Here is a 16,120-nt window from a genome sequence, read left to right on the forward strand (position 1 = left end):
GGTCAGTCCGTCAAACCCATCACCCGCCGGTAAAACCGCCATTCCTGCTCCAGCGCATGGGCTTGGTTGGCGGCCCGGCGGAAGCCGTGACGTTCATCGGCGTAGTAATGCGCTTCGACCTCAATGCCGTTTTGCTCCAGGGCCGCGACCATGTCGCGGGTCTGTTGCGGCACGACCACGGCGTCCAGTTCACCTTGGAAGAAGATTACCGGTACGCGAATGTTGCCTGCGTGCAGCAACGGCGTGCGGGCGGTGTAGCGTTCGGCATCTTTCTCGGGATCGCCGATCAGCCAGTCCAGGTAATCGCCTTCGAACTTGTGTGTCGCGCGGGCGAGGGCTACCGGGTCGCTGACGCCGTACAGACTGGCGCCGGCGCGGAATACCTGATGGAACGCCAATGCACAAAGCGTCGTGTAACCACCGGCGCTGCCGCCACGGATGAATGCACGATCACCGTCGATCATGTCGCGTTCGGCCAGATAGGCCACCACTGCGCAGGCATCCTCGACATCCACTGCGCCCCAACTCAGATGCAGCGCTTGCCGATACTCCCGGCCATAACCGCTGCTACCACGATAATTGAGATCGGCGACGGCAAAGCCGCGTTGCGTCCAGTACTGGATTCGCGGATCCAGCATTGGGTAGCAAGCTGACGTCGGGCCACCGTGGATGAACACCACCAGCGGCGGCTTCACATCACCATTCGTGGCCGGGTAAAAGAAGCCGTGTGCTTCACCCGCACCGCTTGGGTAGCGCAGGGTTTGCGGGCGGCTGATGCGCTCGGCGGGCAGCGGTGCGACACCGCCGGCCAGGACATTCACCTCACGCGATTCGCGATCAATGGCGATCACCGCTGAAGGGCTGACCGGTGAGGCGGCAATGCAATAAACAAATTGATCATCGACAGCCAGATGACGGAAGCGGCTGTAATCACCGGTGAAGTCTTCGCCGTTGAGCGCCAGACGACCGAAACCGCCTTCGCTCCAGCTCGCCAAAAAGCTTTCGTCGGTGGGCAGCCAGGTGCAGCCGCCAAGTTGCCATGGGGCTGGCGCGTGATCGGCTTCGGCGCTAGCTAACGGTTGCAAACCATTTGCCGACTCGACCCACGGTTGCCAATACCCACCACGATCGGTCAGACAGCCCAGTCGGCCATTGGCATCGAAACGCGGTTGCTGGATCGACTCTTCAAGCGTTTCACCAGCCACGCAACGTGGGGTAGAAAATCCGCTATCAGAACGCTCGGCGAGCATCAGTCGTGTGGATGTCCACGGCTGATGCGGACGGCTCCACTCGATCCACGCCAAGCGCTGGCCATCCGGGCTGATGATCGGCGATGCGTAAAAATCCGCGCCTTCAACAAGCATTTGACGGGCGCCACTCGCCAGATCGATAGCCACCAACCGATGGCAATCACCGTTCTCTTCAACGGCCAGCACCTGCCCGTTGGCAAAGTGCAGATCACCATATCGGCAATCTCCGGAGGTCAATGCCACGGGCTCGCCGTCCAACGTCTGTCGGTACAACTGCTGGTCCGCCTCGTTGACGAAAACCACCCCGTCAGGCGTCAGACAAAACGCCCCACCGCCATATTCGTACACCCGGCTGCGCACGCTGAAACCCGTAGGCGTCAGACATTTCGCCACACCATCGCGCCAGTGCCAGATCCGGCAGGCGGCGTCCGTCGGTCGATATTCATTCCAGAACAAGCCACGGGCGCCGAGCTGCAATTCGGCGAAATCCACGCCGGCAGCAACCGCAGCGGTGGCGCTGAAAGGCTCAGCCTTTGGCGATGAGTCGCGAGTTTCGTTCATTGCGAAAGGCCAGTTGTTCGATGGTCTGGGTGGCGTGCTCGGCTTCTTCGCGGGCCTTGAGAATCACACCGTGATGTTCGGACTTGCTGCACACCGGGTCGGCATTGCTCGCGTCGCCGGTGAGCATGAAGGCCTGGCAGCGGCAGCCGCCGAAGTCCTGTTCCTTTTCGTCACAGGAGCGGCACGGCTCGGGCATCCAGTCATAGCCGCGAAAGCGGTTGAAGCCGAACGAGTCGTACCAGATGTGCTGCATGCTGTGGTCGCGCACATTGGGAAATTGTACCGGCAGCTGTCGGGCCCCATGACAGGGCAGGGCGGTGCCGTCCGGCGTGACCGTCAGAAACAGACTGCCCCAGCCGTTCATGCAGGCTTTCGGGCGCTCTTCGTAGTAGTCCGGGGTGACGAAAATCAGCTTGCACGGATGCCCTTCGGCTTCCAGTTTTGCGCGGTATTCGTTGGTGATGCGTTCTGCGCGGACCAGTTGCTCTTTGGTCGGCAACAGGCCGACACGATTGAGCTGCGCCCAGCCGTAGAACTGGCAGGTGGCGAGTTCGACGAAGTCGGCCTCCAACGCAATGCACAGCTCGATGATGCGGTCGATCTTGTCGATGTTGTGCCGATGGGTGACGAAGTTCAGCACCATCGGATAGCCGTGGGCCTTCACGGCGCGGGCCATTTCCAGTTTCTGCGCGAAGGCTTTTTTCGAGCCGGCCAGCAGGTTGTTCACTTGCTCGTCGCTGGCCTGGAAACTGATCTGGATGTGATCGAGCCCGGCCTTTTTGAAGTCGCTGATCTTCTGTTCGGTCAGGCCGATGCCGGAGGTGATCAGGTTGGTGTAGAAACCCAACTGACGCGCTTCACGGATCAACTCGGCGAGGTCCTGGCGCACCAGCGGTTCGCCGCCGGAGAAGCCCAGTTGCGCCGCGCCCATCTCCCGCGCCTCACGGAATACCCTGATCCACTGCTCGGTGCTCAGCTCTTTGCCCTGCTCGGCGAAATCCAGCGGATTGGAGCAGTACGGGCATTGCAGCGGGCAGCGGTAAGTCAGCTCGGCGAGCAGCCACAGCGGCAGGCCGACCTCAGGCTTGGGCGGCAGATCAGTCAAGGGTGATCCAGTGCTGCGCACGGGCAACCTCCATGAATTGCTCGATGTCGTCACCGAGCTCGGGCACGCCGGGGAACTGTCTGTCGAGTTCGGCGATGATCGCCGCGACATCCCGTTCACCGTCGATCAGGCCGCCGATCAGCGCGGCACTTTCATTGAGTTTGATCATGCCTTCCGGGTACAGCAGCACGTGGCCTTTCTGCGCCGGTTCGTACTGGAAACGGTAGCCGGGACGCCAGGTCGGGGTCTTGCTGCGGTCGAAACTCATAAGGCGATTCCTTTATGCCAGACCCGTTGATCGGTGACGCTGTGATACGGCGGGCGGTTCAGTTCGTAGGCCATGCTCATGGCATCGAGCATGCTCCAAAGGATGTCCAGTTTGAACTGGAGAATTTCCAGCATGCGCTCCTGGCCTTCGCGGGTCTTGTAGTGCTCCAGCGTGATGGCCAGACCATGCTCGACATCGCGCCGGGCCTGACCGAGACGGGTGCGGAAATATTCGTAGCCGGCCGGGTCGATCCACGGGTAGTGCTGCGGCCAGCTGTCGAGACGCGACTGGTGGATCTGCGGCGCGAACAGCTCGGTCAGCGAGCTGCTGGCAGCTTCCTGCCAACTGGCGCGGCGGGCGAAGTTGACGTAGGCATCGACGGCGAAACGCACGCCGGGCAGCACCAGTTCCTGCGAACGCAATTGATCCGGATCGAGACCGACGGCCTGGCCCAGACGCAGCCAGGCTTCGATGCCGCCGTCTTCGCCGGGGGCGCCGTCGTGGTCGAGCAGGCGCTGAATCCATTCGCGGCGGATCTCGCGATCCGGGCAGTTGGCGAGGATCGCCGCGTCTTTCAGGGGGATGTTCACCTGATAGTAGAAGCGGTTGGCGACCCAGCCCTGGATCTGCTCGCGGGTGGCCCGGCCTTCATACATCGCCACGTGATACGGGTGATGAATGTGGTAATAGGCGCCCTTGGCGCGCAGGGCCGCTTCGAATTCGGCGGGGGACAGCGGGGTGTCGGTCATTGCGGTTCTCCGGGCCATTCGTTACAGGACGATGCTCATGCCGTCATACGCCACTTCAACATTGCGCCGAACCAGTTCCGCGCGTTCCGGCGAGTCTTCGTCGAGAATCGGGTTGGTGTTGTTGATGTGGATAAGCACCTTACGTTGCTCGGGAAGCTGTTCCAGCACTTCGAGCATGCCGCCAGGGCCATTCTGCGCCAGATGGCCCATTTCGCGGCCGGTGCGGGTGCCGACGCCACGGCGCTGCATTTCATCGTCGTCCCACATCGTCCCGTCCACCAGCACGCAGTCACTGCCGGCCATGATTTCCAGCAGCGGCGCGTCGACCTTGCCCAGGCCCGGGGCGTAGAACAGTTTGCCGCCCGTGCCGAGGTCTTCGACGATCAGGCCGATGTTGTCGCCTGGGTGCGGGTCGAAGCGGTGCGGCGAGTAGGGCGGTGCCGCGCTGCGCAACGGCAGCGGGGTGAAGCGCAGGTTCGGGCAGGCGGCGACGGTGAAGCTCTGGTCAAGTTCGATGCGGTTCCAGTCCAGCCCGCCGTTCCAGTGCTTGAGCATGGTGAACAGCGGGAAACCGGTGCTCAGGTCTTCGTGGACCATGTCCGTGCACCAGACCTGATGCGGGCAACCTTCGCGCAGGCTGAGCAGACCGGTGGTGTGGTCGATCTGGCTGTCCATCAGGATGATCGCGCTGATGCCGGTATCACGCAGGGCACGGCCCGGTTGCATCGGGGCGAAGCTCTGAAGCTGCGCGCGGATGTCCGGCGAGGCGTTGCACAGCACCCAGTTCACGCCGTCATCGGAAATCGCGATGGACGATTGGGTACGGGCCTGGGCATTCAGGCTGCCGTCGCGAAAACCGGCGCAATTGACGCAGTTGCAGTTCCACTGCGGAAAACCGCCACCGGCGGCCGAACCCAGAATCTGGACGAACATGAACGCTCCATCATTTCAACGCTGAAAATAAAACGCCCCGGCGAGCCGAGGCGTTGCACTGCAGTGTTCTGCTTGAGGCAGGACTCAGCGGCTGGCGAAGTACATGGTGACTTCGAAGCCGATGCGCAGGTCGGTGTAAGCAGGTTTGGTCCAAGCCATCGGGTGACTCCTTTTTCAGGTGGGTGAGATAGCGCTATCCATGGGTATAGTCCACGGCAGCGCAGGGATGTTCCAAATAGTTAGGTGGCTATGTTACTCAAAATTTCAGGGGGTTGGCCCGTGAATCTTTGAGAAAGCTCCTTGCAGCCCCGGTAATGATCATTTTGCCGCTTGCCATGGCGCGTCCGGCGAAGCGGCGTTGGAGAGGCCGTGCCAGCCGCCCTCGGCGCGGATCAGACGTTGTGCGGCGGCCAGCAATGCCGGGCGATCCAGTTGGGCGATGGCGCTGCGCAGATGGGCCAGATAATCCGACGAGTGGCCGGCGAGGCGGGCCTGCCACAGGAGTTCGGCCGCATCTTTGCCGGACAGGACGCTGTCATCGAACTGATCGACAAGCGTCTGGCGTTGCCGGGCGAGGCTCGCGTCATCGAGTCGTTCGACAAGGGCTGGCAGGCTATCGAGAAACTGCTGAATGTGACCGAGCAATTGCGCGGCGGTGGCCGTGGGGGATTGCACACCGAACAGCAATCCGGTCTGGCCGTGGAGCTGACGCAGCCCGCTGAACACCGCATAACCCAGTTGCAGTTCGACGCGCAGGCGTTGGTAGAACGGTGTCTGGCACAGATGCGCTAGCAGGCGCCACGCGGCTTCGTCGGCGATCTCGTGGCTGGCGGTCGGGCAGAACAGCAGCAAGGCGTGTTCGCTGGACGTGCTGTCGATCTGACTCCACCGGCATCCGGCGTTGATTGCCGACGGTGCGGGAATTTGATTGTCCGGGATGCCGGGGATGCGACTCAGGGCCAGACCCATGGCTGACTGGGTTTGTGGGCTTAACCCCAAAGCCAGACCGTCCCAGCGGGAAGTTGTCCACAGGTGGGCGGCGTCATCGGATTTGCCTACCGCTGGCAGGCATTTTTCCGGCAGTACTTTGAGCAGCTGGCGGATCGGTATCAGCGCAGGTTGCGGCTCGCCTTTCGCGGAATCGGCGCCCACTTGTGTCAGAGATTTCAGTGCGTGCTCCAGGACAACGGGCAGCGTGTCCTGCAGGCCAGTGAGTTTCAGCAGCCACTGATCAGCTGAGGCGCTGAAGGACAACTCGACCCCGGCCTGACGCGCGTCGTCGGAAATCTCCCGCAGACTGCGTTGCAGTTTCGCTTGCAGCTCGGCCGTGGCCGCTGCTTCCGTCTGCCAGCGAACATACACCGCACCTTCGTCATCGTTATCCGGCAGCGCCTGGCTGAATTGCATCGGCGAACGTTCGCGTCGGCTGCGCGAGCGATCCTGAGCGAACGTGCGCAGCCCACGGTGGGCGCTGGTTTGGCCGCGGATCAGGCCGGCGTTGGCCAGCGGTTCGGCTACGCGCAGGAACGGATTGGCAGCGGGCAGATGCCAGTGACTGCTGAAGTTATCCACAGTGCCGATTTTGCCGAGAATCACTTTGAGCGCTGCAACGGCCGATTCGCAGAGGCCGCTTTCGAGTTGTTCGCTGTCGAGTCGCGCCAGTTGCAACGCACCGCTGACCTGCTGCTGACGTTGAAGCTGTGCCGAATATTCCTCGCGTAGTGCCGGCCAGTCCTGCTGCGCTGCGAAGAAGCTCAACCAGTCGAGAAACTGTGCGCGGATGGCGTCGAGTGACCCGGATGCCCCAGTGAACTGAAGATGTAGAAAAGCCTGCCCAGCAAATTGATAAGGCACACAGGCCTGTAAGTCTTCCGCGAATCCCTGCTGCTGCAATTGAGCGAGCAGCCCACCGGGTTTGGCGCTGTTCAACCAGTGACAGAAAAACGCCAGTGCCTCGGCCGACGACTCCGGCAAATCCTCTAACGCAAACAGCAGATTGCCGTGCCGCTCGCCGACCTGTTGATAACTTTTCTGTGGAGTGTCCATCAAGCGAACGGGGGCTGCCTGTGAAGTTTTATCCCCAGCTGTCAGCGCGGCGGCAAACTGTTCTGCCAGCGTTCTCAGGTCTTCAACACTTTGCGGCCCGACCAGACTCAGAGTCATCTGCCCGGTGCGGTAAAACTGCTGATGGAAATCTCTCAACGCCTGCTGAAAATCCGCTTGTTCAACCGGCAGGCTGTCGCGGTTTCCGGCATGAAAGCCGCGCAAAGGATGTGCTGCCGACAATCCCTCAAACAGCGCCTCTTTCTGCTGAGCCGCAGCATCCTGCGACCACGCAACAAACTCCGCCTGCAGCACTTCCCGTTCCCGCAACTGATCGTCCGGATTCATACGCGGATGAGCGAGCATGTCCGACAGACGCTCCAGTCCACCGCTGAAGGACGTTGGCGGCAACTCAAAGAAGAAATCGGTGGTGCGCTCGCGGGTGCTGGCATTCACCTGACCGCCGTGACCTTGCACGTAGGCCATCAGCCCTTGCTGTGCAGGAAAACGCTCGGTGCCGAGAAACAGCAAATGCTCAAGAAAATGCGCCAGCCCCGGCCACGCCAACGGCACGTCATGACTGCCGGCAGCCACCCGCAACGCGGCGGCGCTGCGCTTCAGACCGGGCATGTGGCGCAGGGTCACGCGCAAGCCGTTGGCCAGGGTTTCGGTGTGGGGGCGGGGGTGAGTCGACGCAGGCATGGGCACTTCCAGAACAGTGAAGTGCCAATGCTAGCGGATTAGCGCTTGTTGAGCGCGTCGTAAAGTTCGGGGCGGCGGTCGTTGAAGTAGCGGTTGGCGTTGCGCGAGTCGACCATCAACTGACGATCCAGCTCACCGACGATCAAGGCTTCGTCCAGTCCGGCCTGGGCGATGCGGCTGCCATCCGGCGCGGCAATGCTGCTTTGCCCGCAGTAATGAATGTCGCCTTCGTGGCCGCAGTAGTTGGCGTAAGCCACGTAGCACTGGTTTTCGAAGGCGCGGGAGCGCACGGAAACATCGGCAATGAAATCAAAAGGAATCATGTTCGCCGTCGGCACCAGAATCAGCTCGGCGCCTTCAAGGGCCAGGCGCCGGGCGTTTTCCGGGAACTCCAGGTCGTAGCAGATCAGGAAACCGAGCTTCCAGCCGTTGAGCTCGACGATGGGAAACTCGCCATCGCCGGGGCTGAACATCGAACGGTCCAGATCGCCGAACAGATGCGTCTTGCGGTAATTGCACAGGCGCTCGCCGTTCGAATCGATCAACTGCACAGCGTTGTAGATCTGTCCTTCGGCGGTGCGCTCAGGATAACCGTAGAGAATCGCCAGGCCGGCAGCCTTGGCGATTCGTCCAACCTGTTGCGCCCATTCGCCGTTATAGACCTCGGCCAATGTCGCGACCGCCTCCTTGCCGATGTTGTAGCCGGTCAGGAACATCTCCGGCACCACCAGCAGGTCGGCGCCTTTGGCCTCCATCGCCAGTTGATGCAAGCGCTGAAGGTTGGCGGCGGGTTCCAGTGGCAGCGGTGGACATTGGTAAAGGGCTACACGCATCGAAGATTCCTCTTACTCGGGCAGGGCGATCGGGCCGATGTCTTTGAACACATCACCCGGGCCGGGGTTCTCTTTATGTGTGGACCCGCCGAAGTGCTTCATGATTCCCCACACCGCGTTGAGCGAGGTCTGTACCGCGCCTTCGACCCAGGCCGGCGTCCACGACACGTCGTCGCCGGCGATGAAAATCCCGCGCTGCTCCGGCGGCATGTCGTCCTGCATGAAGTGCGCGTACATGCGCTGGTTGTAGCGATAGTGGCCGGGCAGGGCGCCCTTGAACGCGCCGAGGAAGTGCGGGTCGGCTTCCCACGACACGGTGATCGGATCGCCGATGATCCGCGCGGCGATGTCGACTTTCGGGTAGATCTTCTTCAGCGCATCCAGCGCCAGTTTCACGCGTTTCTCCACCGGGTGCGGGAGCATCTTCAGCGCATCGCTCATCCACGAGTACGACAGGCAGATCACGCCCGGTTTGTCGTCGCCGTTGTCGAACAGATAGGTGCCGCGTGTCAGGCGATCGGTGAGGGTCATGCTCATCAGGTCGCGACCGGTTTCCGGATCCTTGTCCTTCCAGAACGGGCGGTCGACCATCACGAAGGTCTTCGACGATTGCATGTAGCGAGTGCGGTCCAGCGCCATCCACATCTTCTGCGAGAACAGGCTTTCATCGCATTCGATCTGGGTGGTCAGCAGCCAGCTCTGGCAGGTGGTCAGTACGGCGGCGTATTCGCGGGTGTCGCCGTTGTTGTCGGTGACCGCGAAACGTCCGTCAGGTGCGTGGGCGATTTTCTTCACCCCGGAGCGCGGTGCGCCGTGGTGCAGCGATTTCAGGCTGGTGCCTTGCGGCCAGTGCACGCAGCGCTCCGGCGCATGACGCCAGATACCTTGTGGCACTTGTTCCACACCGCCGACCACCAGATGCTGGTGATCGTCGCAGTTGGTCATCACGACGCGGAAGATTTCCAGCATCGAGTTGGGGAAATCCGAGTCCCAGCCACCGGTACCGAAACCGACCTGGCCGAACACTTCGCGGTGATGGAACGACAGTTTGGCGAAGGCTTTCGAGGTGGCAACGAAGTCGTAGAAGGTGCGGTCGTCCCACAGCGGAACCAGAGTGTTCCACAGCTCCTTGAGGCGTGGCACGTCACGGTCGCGAATCGCTTGCTGGATATCGGCGAACTGCGAACCGGCCTCCAGAGCGTCGGCCCAGGCGTCAGCCACTTCCTGGAACAGTGCAGGAAGATCCTTCAGGCTCTGTGCGTAATGGGTTTTGCCTTCCAGGTCGATCACGGTGCTGCCGGAGGCCGGCGTCAGCGGGTTGGGGAAGGGCTTGGTTTCGAGGCCGAGCTTGTCGACGTAGTGATAGAACGCGGTGGACGACACCGGGAAGCGCATGCCGCCGAGCTCGGCGACGATGCCGTCAGTGCCGTTGAACGCTTGGGAGCGCAGGCGACCGCCAAGCTTCGAGGCCTCGTACACTACGGGTTTCAGGCCGAGTTTCATCAGCTCATAAGCCGCCACCAGACCGGCGATGCCAGCACCCACGATTGCCACTTCGGCACCGTGGTTGTGCTCGGGAATGCTACCCAGGCCGGCCGGGTGTTCGATCCAGTCGTCGAAGGCGAAAGGAAAGTCCGGACCGAAAATGGTGATCGGTTTCTTACCGTCTGCAGGATGGCGATTGTTCTTGTTCATGGCTGACCTTGCTGGCGACCCGACGCTGGATGCGCGTCTGAGTATAGGAAAAGATGCCAGCCATTCTAGGGAGCGTAGAACACGTTAATAAGACGCAAAGTGTCGTCGTTTTGAGCGTTAGTACTGCGATATGACGAAAGCGATGGTCAAACTGGATGCCCGCGATCGATCTTGCTGCTGAGGATGATCGACGTCGTGGTCTTCTCCACACCGTCTACGCTGCCGATCTGATCCAGAAGCTGATCGAGCTGCTCCGGCGAATCGGTCCGCAGCCACGCCACATAATCGAATTCACCACTTACCGCGCATAATTGCTGCACCTGAGCCATCGCGCTCAACCGGCGCAACACCTCTTTGCCGGAGCGTGGCTGCACCTTGATCCCGACGTAAGCCTGCAATCCGCCATCCACCACACGCTGGCCCAGACGCACGCCATAGCCGGTGATGACCTTGGCCTTTTCCAGCCGCGCGAGTCGCGAAGTCACGGTCGTGCGGGCGATCCCCAATTGCCGGGCCAGCATCGCCACGCTCTCGCGGGCGTTGATTTGCAGGGCCGCGATCAACTGTCGGTCAATTTCATCAAGCACGGGTGGGCGGATGTCGGACAAGGGGCGTCTCCATGGGCGCGGATCTTTGGTTGCGCATGTTACAGGCTCGGCCGGCGGTAAGCTTGTGGGCGATACTCGCGCGGTTTTCCATAGGGACTGTCTTGATATCAGACGCTGGCAAATGCCTCACGAAACCGTCGCATGTCGTCTTCCGTACCAACGCTGACCCGAATCCACGTCGGCCACTCTTTCCATACCCGGCCCACCTTGACCCGGCGATCGGCCAACGCCTGCACCACCTCCCTGGCAGAACGTTTCACGTCGACCATGAAGCAGTTGGCCTGCGACACCGTGCAGCGAAAACCGCGAGCGGTCAGCCAGGTGATTGTCTCGTCACGCAGCCTCGTGTTGGTGTGCTTGCGCTGTGGCAGCAACTGCGTGTCCTCGAGACTGGCTATGCCGCCCAACAGCGAAGGGGCCGCCGGCACGTTGTAATTGCCGAACACCTCCAGTTGCTCCAGCAGGGCGGGGTTGGCTATCGCGATACCCAGACGGGCGCCTGCCATGCCATAGATTTTCGAGAAAGTTCGCAGCACCATCAGTTCGGGATGATCCTTGACCAGCGGAATGCAGGTCGGCGCATTCGAGAAGTCGATATAGGCCTCGTCCACCAACAGAATCGTTCCTTTTGGCTTGTTCGCCAGCGCGAGCAGGATATCTGCGTGTGGCGTCACAGTACCGGTCGGATTATTCGGATTGCAGACGTAGATCAGTCCCGCCTGCGGATCGGCCGCCAGCATGTGTGGAAGATCATGGGCATGATCAGGATTCAGTGCTATCTCGTGGACCGCGACCTGTCTGCCGCGAGCCGCCTCGACAGGGTCTTCATAAGAGGGCGACGCAACGACCAGGCTACCCTGTCGAGTGAAGGCGTGAACCGCATGCTGCAAGGCCAGTTTGGAGCCGCAGAAAGTCTGAACATATTCCTCCGGTATGCCTTGTTGGCGGGCAAACAGAGCGTTGAGTCGGTACTGGATCTTGTAGGGATAACGCCCGCACAGTGCAATGCCTTCCTGCATCGCCTGTCGGGCGGCGAGCGCCGGTCCCCAGGGGCTCTCGTTGAAATTGATCAGTACCTCATCGCCGGGTACTGGTGCCGGTGCATCCTGACGTTGCGCCTGCCCCCAGGATGACTGCGCGAGCAGGGGAAGTGCTGCGGCGATTCCCATCAGCGAACGGCGAGTGACATCAACCATAAAAATTCCTTTTTCGAATCATCAGATGAGCCTCGGCTTTGGGTGCCAGGACATATGGTGTAACGAAATGGTTAGTTGTCGATTTAGACGGGCATGAGGCAAGCCCTGTTTACGCTTTCAGAAGTCGCACGCTTTGAAGGGAGATGGGACGACGGCCTCGTGGCGGGAAAGACAGAAACGAAAAAGCCGCACATAAGCGCGGCTTTTTCATGTTTGGTGGGCCCACACGGACTTGAACCGTGGACCAAAGGATTATGAGTCCTCTGCTCTAACCAACTGAGCTATAGGCCCTCAGTAGGCCGCGGATTATAGCGACGGTTTCTCGGCTGTGCTATCCGAAAAATCTGATACGGCTATGCGAAGAAACGTCGCGGCAAACTCTTCTGGTGGCAGCGGCAGGCTGACGATGTAGCCCTGGATCTGTTCACAGCCTTCGGCGGCGAGGAATTGTTGCTGGGCCTGGGTTTCCACGCCTTCGGCGATCACGGTGAATTGCATGCTGCGGCCCAGGGCGATGATGGCGCGGACGATCGCCGCGTCGTGCGGGTCGTCGGGCAGTCCGCGAACGAAAGACTGGTCGATCTTGAGGATGTCCAGAGGCAGGCGCTTGAGGTAACTCAGCGAGGAATAACCGGTGCCGAAGTCGTCGATGGCCAGTTGCACGCCCAGGTGTTTGAGCTGATGCAGCACCGCCAGCGCTTCTTCAGCCTGGCTCATGATGAAGTTTTCGGTAATTTCCAGTTGCAGTAATTCCGGCCGCAGGCGGTTGTCTTTGAGCAGTTGCTCGATGCGTCCCAGCAGGTTCGGTTGGCGCAGTTGCGCGCCGGCGAGGTTCACCGAGAGAGGGCCGAGGGATTCGTAGATCTGGCCCCACTCGAACATCTGCCGGCAGGCGGTTTCCAGCACCCAGTCGCCGATTTGCAGAATCATCCCGTTCTCTTCCGCCAGCGGGATGAAGTGCTCCGGCGGCACATCGCCGAAGTTCGGGTGGCGCCAGCGGATCAAGGCTTCGGCGCCGACCAGGCTGTGATCGTCGAGGCTGATTTTCGGTTGGTAATAGAGGTACAACTCTTCGCGCTCAATGGCCCGGCGAAGTTCGTGTTCCAGTGCTACGCGTTCGCTGGCCTGGGCGGTGAGATCGCGGGTGTAGCTTTCGACCCGGTTGCGGCCCTTGGCCTTGGAGCGGTACATCGCCGCGTCTGCGTTCTTGATCAGGGTCGCGACATCGCAGCCGTCGCGCGGGTAAAGGCTGGTGCCGATGCTGGCGCTGATGAAGAACTCATGCTCGCCAGCCTGGAACGGTGCGCCAAAGCAGTTCAGCAGTTTGGTGGCGATGTTGTCTGCATCGCCGGGCTGCTGCAGGCCAGGCAGCAGAATGATGAATTCGTCGCCACCCAGCCGCGCGACGGTGTCGATATCGCGCAGTTGCTCCTTGAGGCGCACGGCGATGCCCTTGAGCAGCAAATCGCCGACCGGGTGACCGAGGCTGTCGTTGATGTGCTTGAAACGGTCGAGGTCGAGGAACAGCACTGCGCCCTGACCGCCGTTTTCCTGCTGACTGTTGAGTGCCATCAGCAGGCGACTTTCGAACAGCGTGCGGTTTGGCAGGCCGGTGAGCGGGTCGTGATGCGCTTGGTAGTCGAGTTTGGCCTGGGCGTGCTTGAGGCTGGAGATATCGGCAAACACCGCAACGAAGTGAGTGATGAACTTGTCGCGGTTGCGCACGGCGCTGATGGTCAGCCAGCTCGGGTACAGCTCGCCATTTTTGCGCCGGTTGGAGATTTCGCCCTGCCAGTGGCCTTCGTCGGTCAATTGATGCCACATCGCCGCGTAGAACGCGCTGTCGTGCAGTCCGGAGGCCAGCAGGCGCGGAGTGTGCCCCAGTGCTTCGCTTTCGCTGTAACCGGTGATTTCGGTGAAGGCCCGGTTAACGGCGCTGATGTGTTGCTGGGTGTCGGTGATCAGCACGCCTTCGGCAGTACTCTCGAACACGGTCGCAGCCTGTTGCAGTTTTTCCTGCATCAGGTGGCGTTCGGTGATGTCCCGGGCGATGGTCAGCATGCAATCTTCGTCGCCGATCGGCAGCGGACGGCTGGATACTTCGCAGAGGCGGATCTGCCCGTCGCTGCGGCGGATGTGGCAGCTGAAGTCGCGAACGAACCCGTCGCGGTGCAGCAGGTCGAGCATTTGCTTGCGTTCGTTGAGGTTGACCCAGATTCCCAGGTCCAGCGCCGAGCGATCCACCGACATCGCGCTGTTGAAACCGGTGATACGACTGAAACCTTCGTTGACCTCCAGCAGCAGGCCATCGCTCTGGCGCGACAGAAGCAGACCGTCCGGCGAGGCGTGGAAGGCCTTGGCGAACTTCTCTTCGGAGGTTTGCAGTTGCTGTTGGGTTTCCTTGAGCTGGGTAATGTCGCGCACCACCACGACCAGCGCCGGTGTCGTGTCGAGCTCGAAGGGCTCGGCGGAAATCAGCCCGGTAAACACCTGGCCATTGTTGCGACGAAAGGGCATCTCCAGGTTGCGAATGCTGCCGGCTTGCAGGCGCTGAAGCAGGCCCGGGCCAACCCCTGGAATGCCCCAGATGTTGAGTTCGGTGGCGGTCTGGCCAATCACTTCTTCGGCCTTGAGCCCGATCTGTTCTTCAAAAGCTTCGTTGACCTCCAGCAGGCAGCCGTCGGAGAGCCGGGCGATGACTAGAATGTCCGGGCATTGCTGGAATACCGAAGCGAATTTCTGTTCCGACAGGCGCAACGCCTCTTCGGTGCGTTTGGTTTCGCTGATGTCGATCATCAGGCCGCGCATCACCGGTTCGTGGCCGTGTTCGATCAGGCTGACGATGTCGCGTACCCACAAGCAACGGCCGTCTGCGGTGATGACGCGGTAATCGAGACTGTGATCGCGCCCGGCCAGCACTTCGTGATCGCAGAAGCTCTGGGCACGAGTCAGATCGGCAGGGTGAATGATGTTGCGCCAAAAGCCTGGAATCAGCCAATGGGACAGCGGATAGCCGAGCAGATCCTCGGCGTGGGGCGAAACATAGCTGTAGGTGAAATCGCTGATCCGCGCTTCCCAAGCGATGGCTGAGAGACTCTCCACCAGCCCGCGATAATGGTATTCGCTGCTGCGCAGTTCCTGTTCAAGGTCGATGCGTCGGGCGATTTCCGAGCTCAGGCGCCGGTTGATGCGGATCACCACTGCCAGGACGATGACCAGAAGCGATAGCCCCGGTAAACCGTAAACCAGCAGATCCGACCAGAATGTCCGGTGATCGAGGACGTTGCCGACCCAGTGCTCCTGAATGCTGCTGATTTCCTCCGGGGACATGTCGGCCAGCACCTTGTCGAGAATCCCCACCAGCATTTTGTTGTCCCGGGGGACGCCCATCGCCAGCTGGTAGCGATAAGGGGTCTCGCCGCTGACATACAAACCATCCAGTTTGAGCTGCCGCAGGCTCCAGACACTGGAGGCCAGATCGCCGACCACCGCGTCGACTTCATCGGTAGCCAGGGCCTGCAATGCGGAGCTGACGTTGGGCATCGCCACCAGGTTCAGGTCGGGGTGATGTGTGCGCAACAGTTCGTGGGGTGCGTAGTTTTCGACTACGGCGATCTTCAGGCCGTAAAGATCCTCGAGCTTGCGCGGTTGCGGGCCGCCGACGTGGGCGAGGATGACGATCGGAAAGTCGAGATAAGGGCGGGTGAATGACAGGTAACTCTGGCGTTCCGGGGTGGACATGATGCCCGGCAGCAGGTCGATCGTGCCGTTTTTCGCCTGTTCGAGCACCATGGTCCAGCTCACCGGCTCGATGGGGGTGAGTTTGATCGCCAGGCGCTGGCGAATCACATCGATATAGTCCGCTGCCAGACCCTGATAGCGGTTCTGGTCGTCGCGGAACTCGAAGGGCGGCCACGACGCATCCACACCCAGGCGCAAGTCCGGGTGAGCCGCCAGCCAGCTACGTTCTTCATCGGTCAGAGTCAGCGCGTCAGCCGTTGCGGTCCAGATCATCAGTGACAGCAAAAAAAGCACGGACGCCAGTCTGGGCATAACGGTCTCGTTATGGCTCGGGGGAATGTTTCGAGTGTAGACGGGCTGTGCGCGGGGGGAGGGCGGTGCGAGGTATTTAATCTGCGCTAAAAACAAAACCCCCGGCCTGGGCCGGGGGTTCTGG

At 61.1% G+C, this 16,120-nt stretch carries 12 protein-coding genes and 1 tRNA gene; all 13 read right to left on the reverse strand.

All coding sequences use genetic code 11. The features are described 5' to 3' along the window. Positions 1-2 precede the first annotated feature (2 nt). Complete coding sequence (locus L6D82_RS06495; protein ID WP_236188412.1) at positions 3-1,811, reverse strand: alpha/beta hydrolase family protein; 1,809 nt, start codon at positions 1,809-1,811, stop codon at positions 3-5. After that, positions 1,777-2,916: a pyrroloquinoline quinone biosynthesis protein PqqE gene (gene pqqE, locus L6D82_RS06500; RefSeq protein ID WP_373870897.1), complete on the reverse strand. Its 1,140-nt coding sequence runs from the start codon at positions 2,914-2,916 to the stop codon at positions 1,777-1,779. Before pqqE ends, L6D82_RS06495 begins: the two co-directional genes overlap by 35 nt. After that, complete coding sequence (gene pqqD / locus L6D82_RS06505; RefSeq protein WP_064380313.1) at positions 2,909-3,184, reverse strand: pyrroloquinoline quinone biosynthesis peptide chaperone PqqD; 276 nt, start codon at positions 3,182-3,184, stop codon at positions 2,909-2,911. The genes pqqE and pqqD overlap by 8 nt, the downstream gene beginning before the upstream one ends. Beyond that, positions 3,181-3,933, reverse strand: a complete 753-nt coding sequence (gene pqqC / locus L6D82_RS06510; protein WP_011336228.1) for a pyrroloquinoline-quinone synthase PqqC — start codon at positions 3,931-3,933, stop codon at positions 3,181-3,183. The genes pqqD and pqqC overlap by 4 nt, the downstream gene beginning before the upstream one ends. 21 nt (positions 3,934-3,954) lie before the next feature. Next, positions 3,955-4,866, reverse strand: coding sequence for a pyrroloquinoline quinone biosynthesis protein PqqB (gene pqqB / locus L6D82_RS06515; RefSeq protein ID WP_039768057.1), 912 nt, complete (start codon positions 4,864-4,866; stop codon positions 3,955-3,957). A gap of 84 nt (positions 4,867-4,950) precedes the next feature. Further along, positions 4,951-5,025, reverse strand: coding sequence for a pyrroloquinoline quinone precursor peptide PqqA (gene pqqA / locus L6D82_RS06520; protein WP_003444522.1), 75 nt, complete (start codon positions 5,023-5,025; stop codon positions 4,951-4,953). A 159-nt stretch (positions 5,026-5,184) separates the two neighbouring features. Continuing rightward, positions 5,185-7,611 carry a pyrroloquinoline quinone biosynthesis protein PqqF gene (gene pqqF, locus L6D82_RS06525; RefSeq protein ID WP_236188417.1) on the reverse strand — a complete coding sequence of 809 codons (2,427 nt, stop codon included), beginning with the start codon at positions 7,609-7,611 and terminating at the stop codon, positions 5,185-5,187. Positions 7,612-7,649: 38 nt separating this feature from the next. After that, positions 7,650-8,444: a carbon-nitrogen hydrolase family protein gene (locus tag L6D82_RS06530; protein ID WP_085746600.1), complete on the reverse strand. Its 795-nt coding sequence runs from the start codon at positions 8,442-8,444 to the stop codon at positions 7,650-7,652. Between the two features lie 12 nt (positions 8,445-8,456). Next, complete coding sequence (locus tag L6D82_RS06535; protein ID WP_085746599.1) at positions 8,457-10,139, reverse strand: flavin monoamine oxidase family protein; 1,683 nt, start codon at positions 10,137-10,139, stop codon at positions 8,457-8,459. A gap of 146 nt (positions 10,140-10,285) precedes the next feature. Continuing rightward, on the reverse strand, positions 10,286-10,747 hold the full coding sequence (locus tag L6D82_RS06540; protein ID WP_064599860.1) for an Lrp/AsnC family transcriptional regulator: 462 nt from the start codon (positions 10,745-10,747) through the stop codon (positions 10,286-10,288). Positions 10,748-10,854: 107 nt separating this feature from the next. Beyond that, complete coding sequence (ptaA, locus tag L6D82_RS06545; RefSeq protein WP_085746598.1) at positions 10,855-11,943, reverse strand: pyoverdine biosynthesis transaminase PtaA; 1,089 nt, start codon at positions 11,941-11,943, stop codon at positions 10,855-10,857. Positions 11,944-12,157: 214 nt separating this feature from the next. After that, a tRNA-Ile gene (locus tag L6D82_RS06550) sits at positions 12,158-12,234 on the reverse strand. A gap of 15 nt (positions 12,235-12,249) precedes the next feature. Then, positions 12,250-15,996, reverse strand: a complete 3,747-nt coding sequence (locus L6D82_RS06555) for a bifunctional diguanylate cyclase/phosphodiesterase (protein ID WP_236188420.1) — start codon at positions 15,994-15,996, stop codon at positions 12,250-12,252. Between the last annotated feature and the right edge of the window lie 124 nt (positions 15,997-16,120).

The sequence above is a fragment of the Pseudomonas paraglycinae genome (assembly GCF_021601625.1).
GTDB lineage: Bacteria > Pseudomonadota > Gammaproteobacteria > Pseudomonadales > Pseudomonadaceae > Aquipseudomonas > Aquipseudomonas paraglycinae.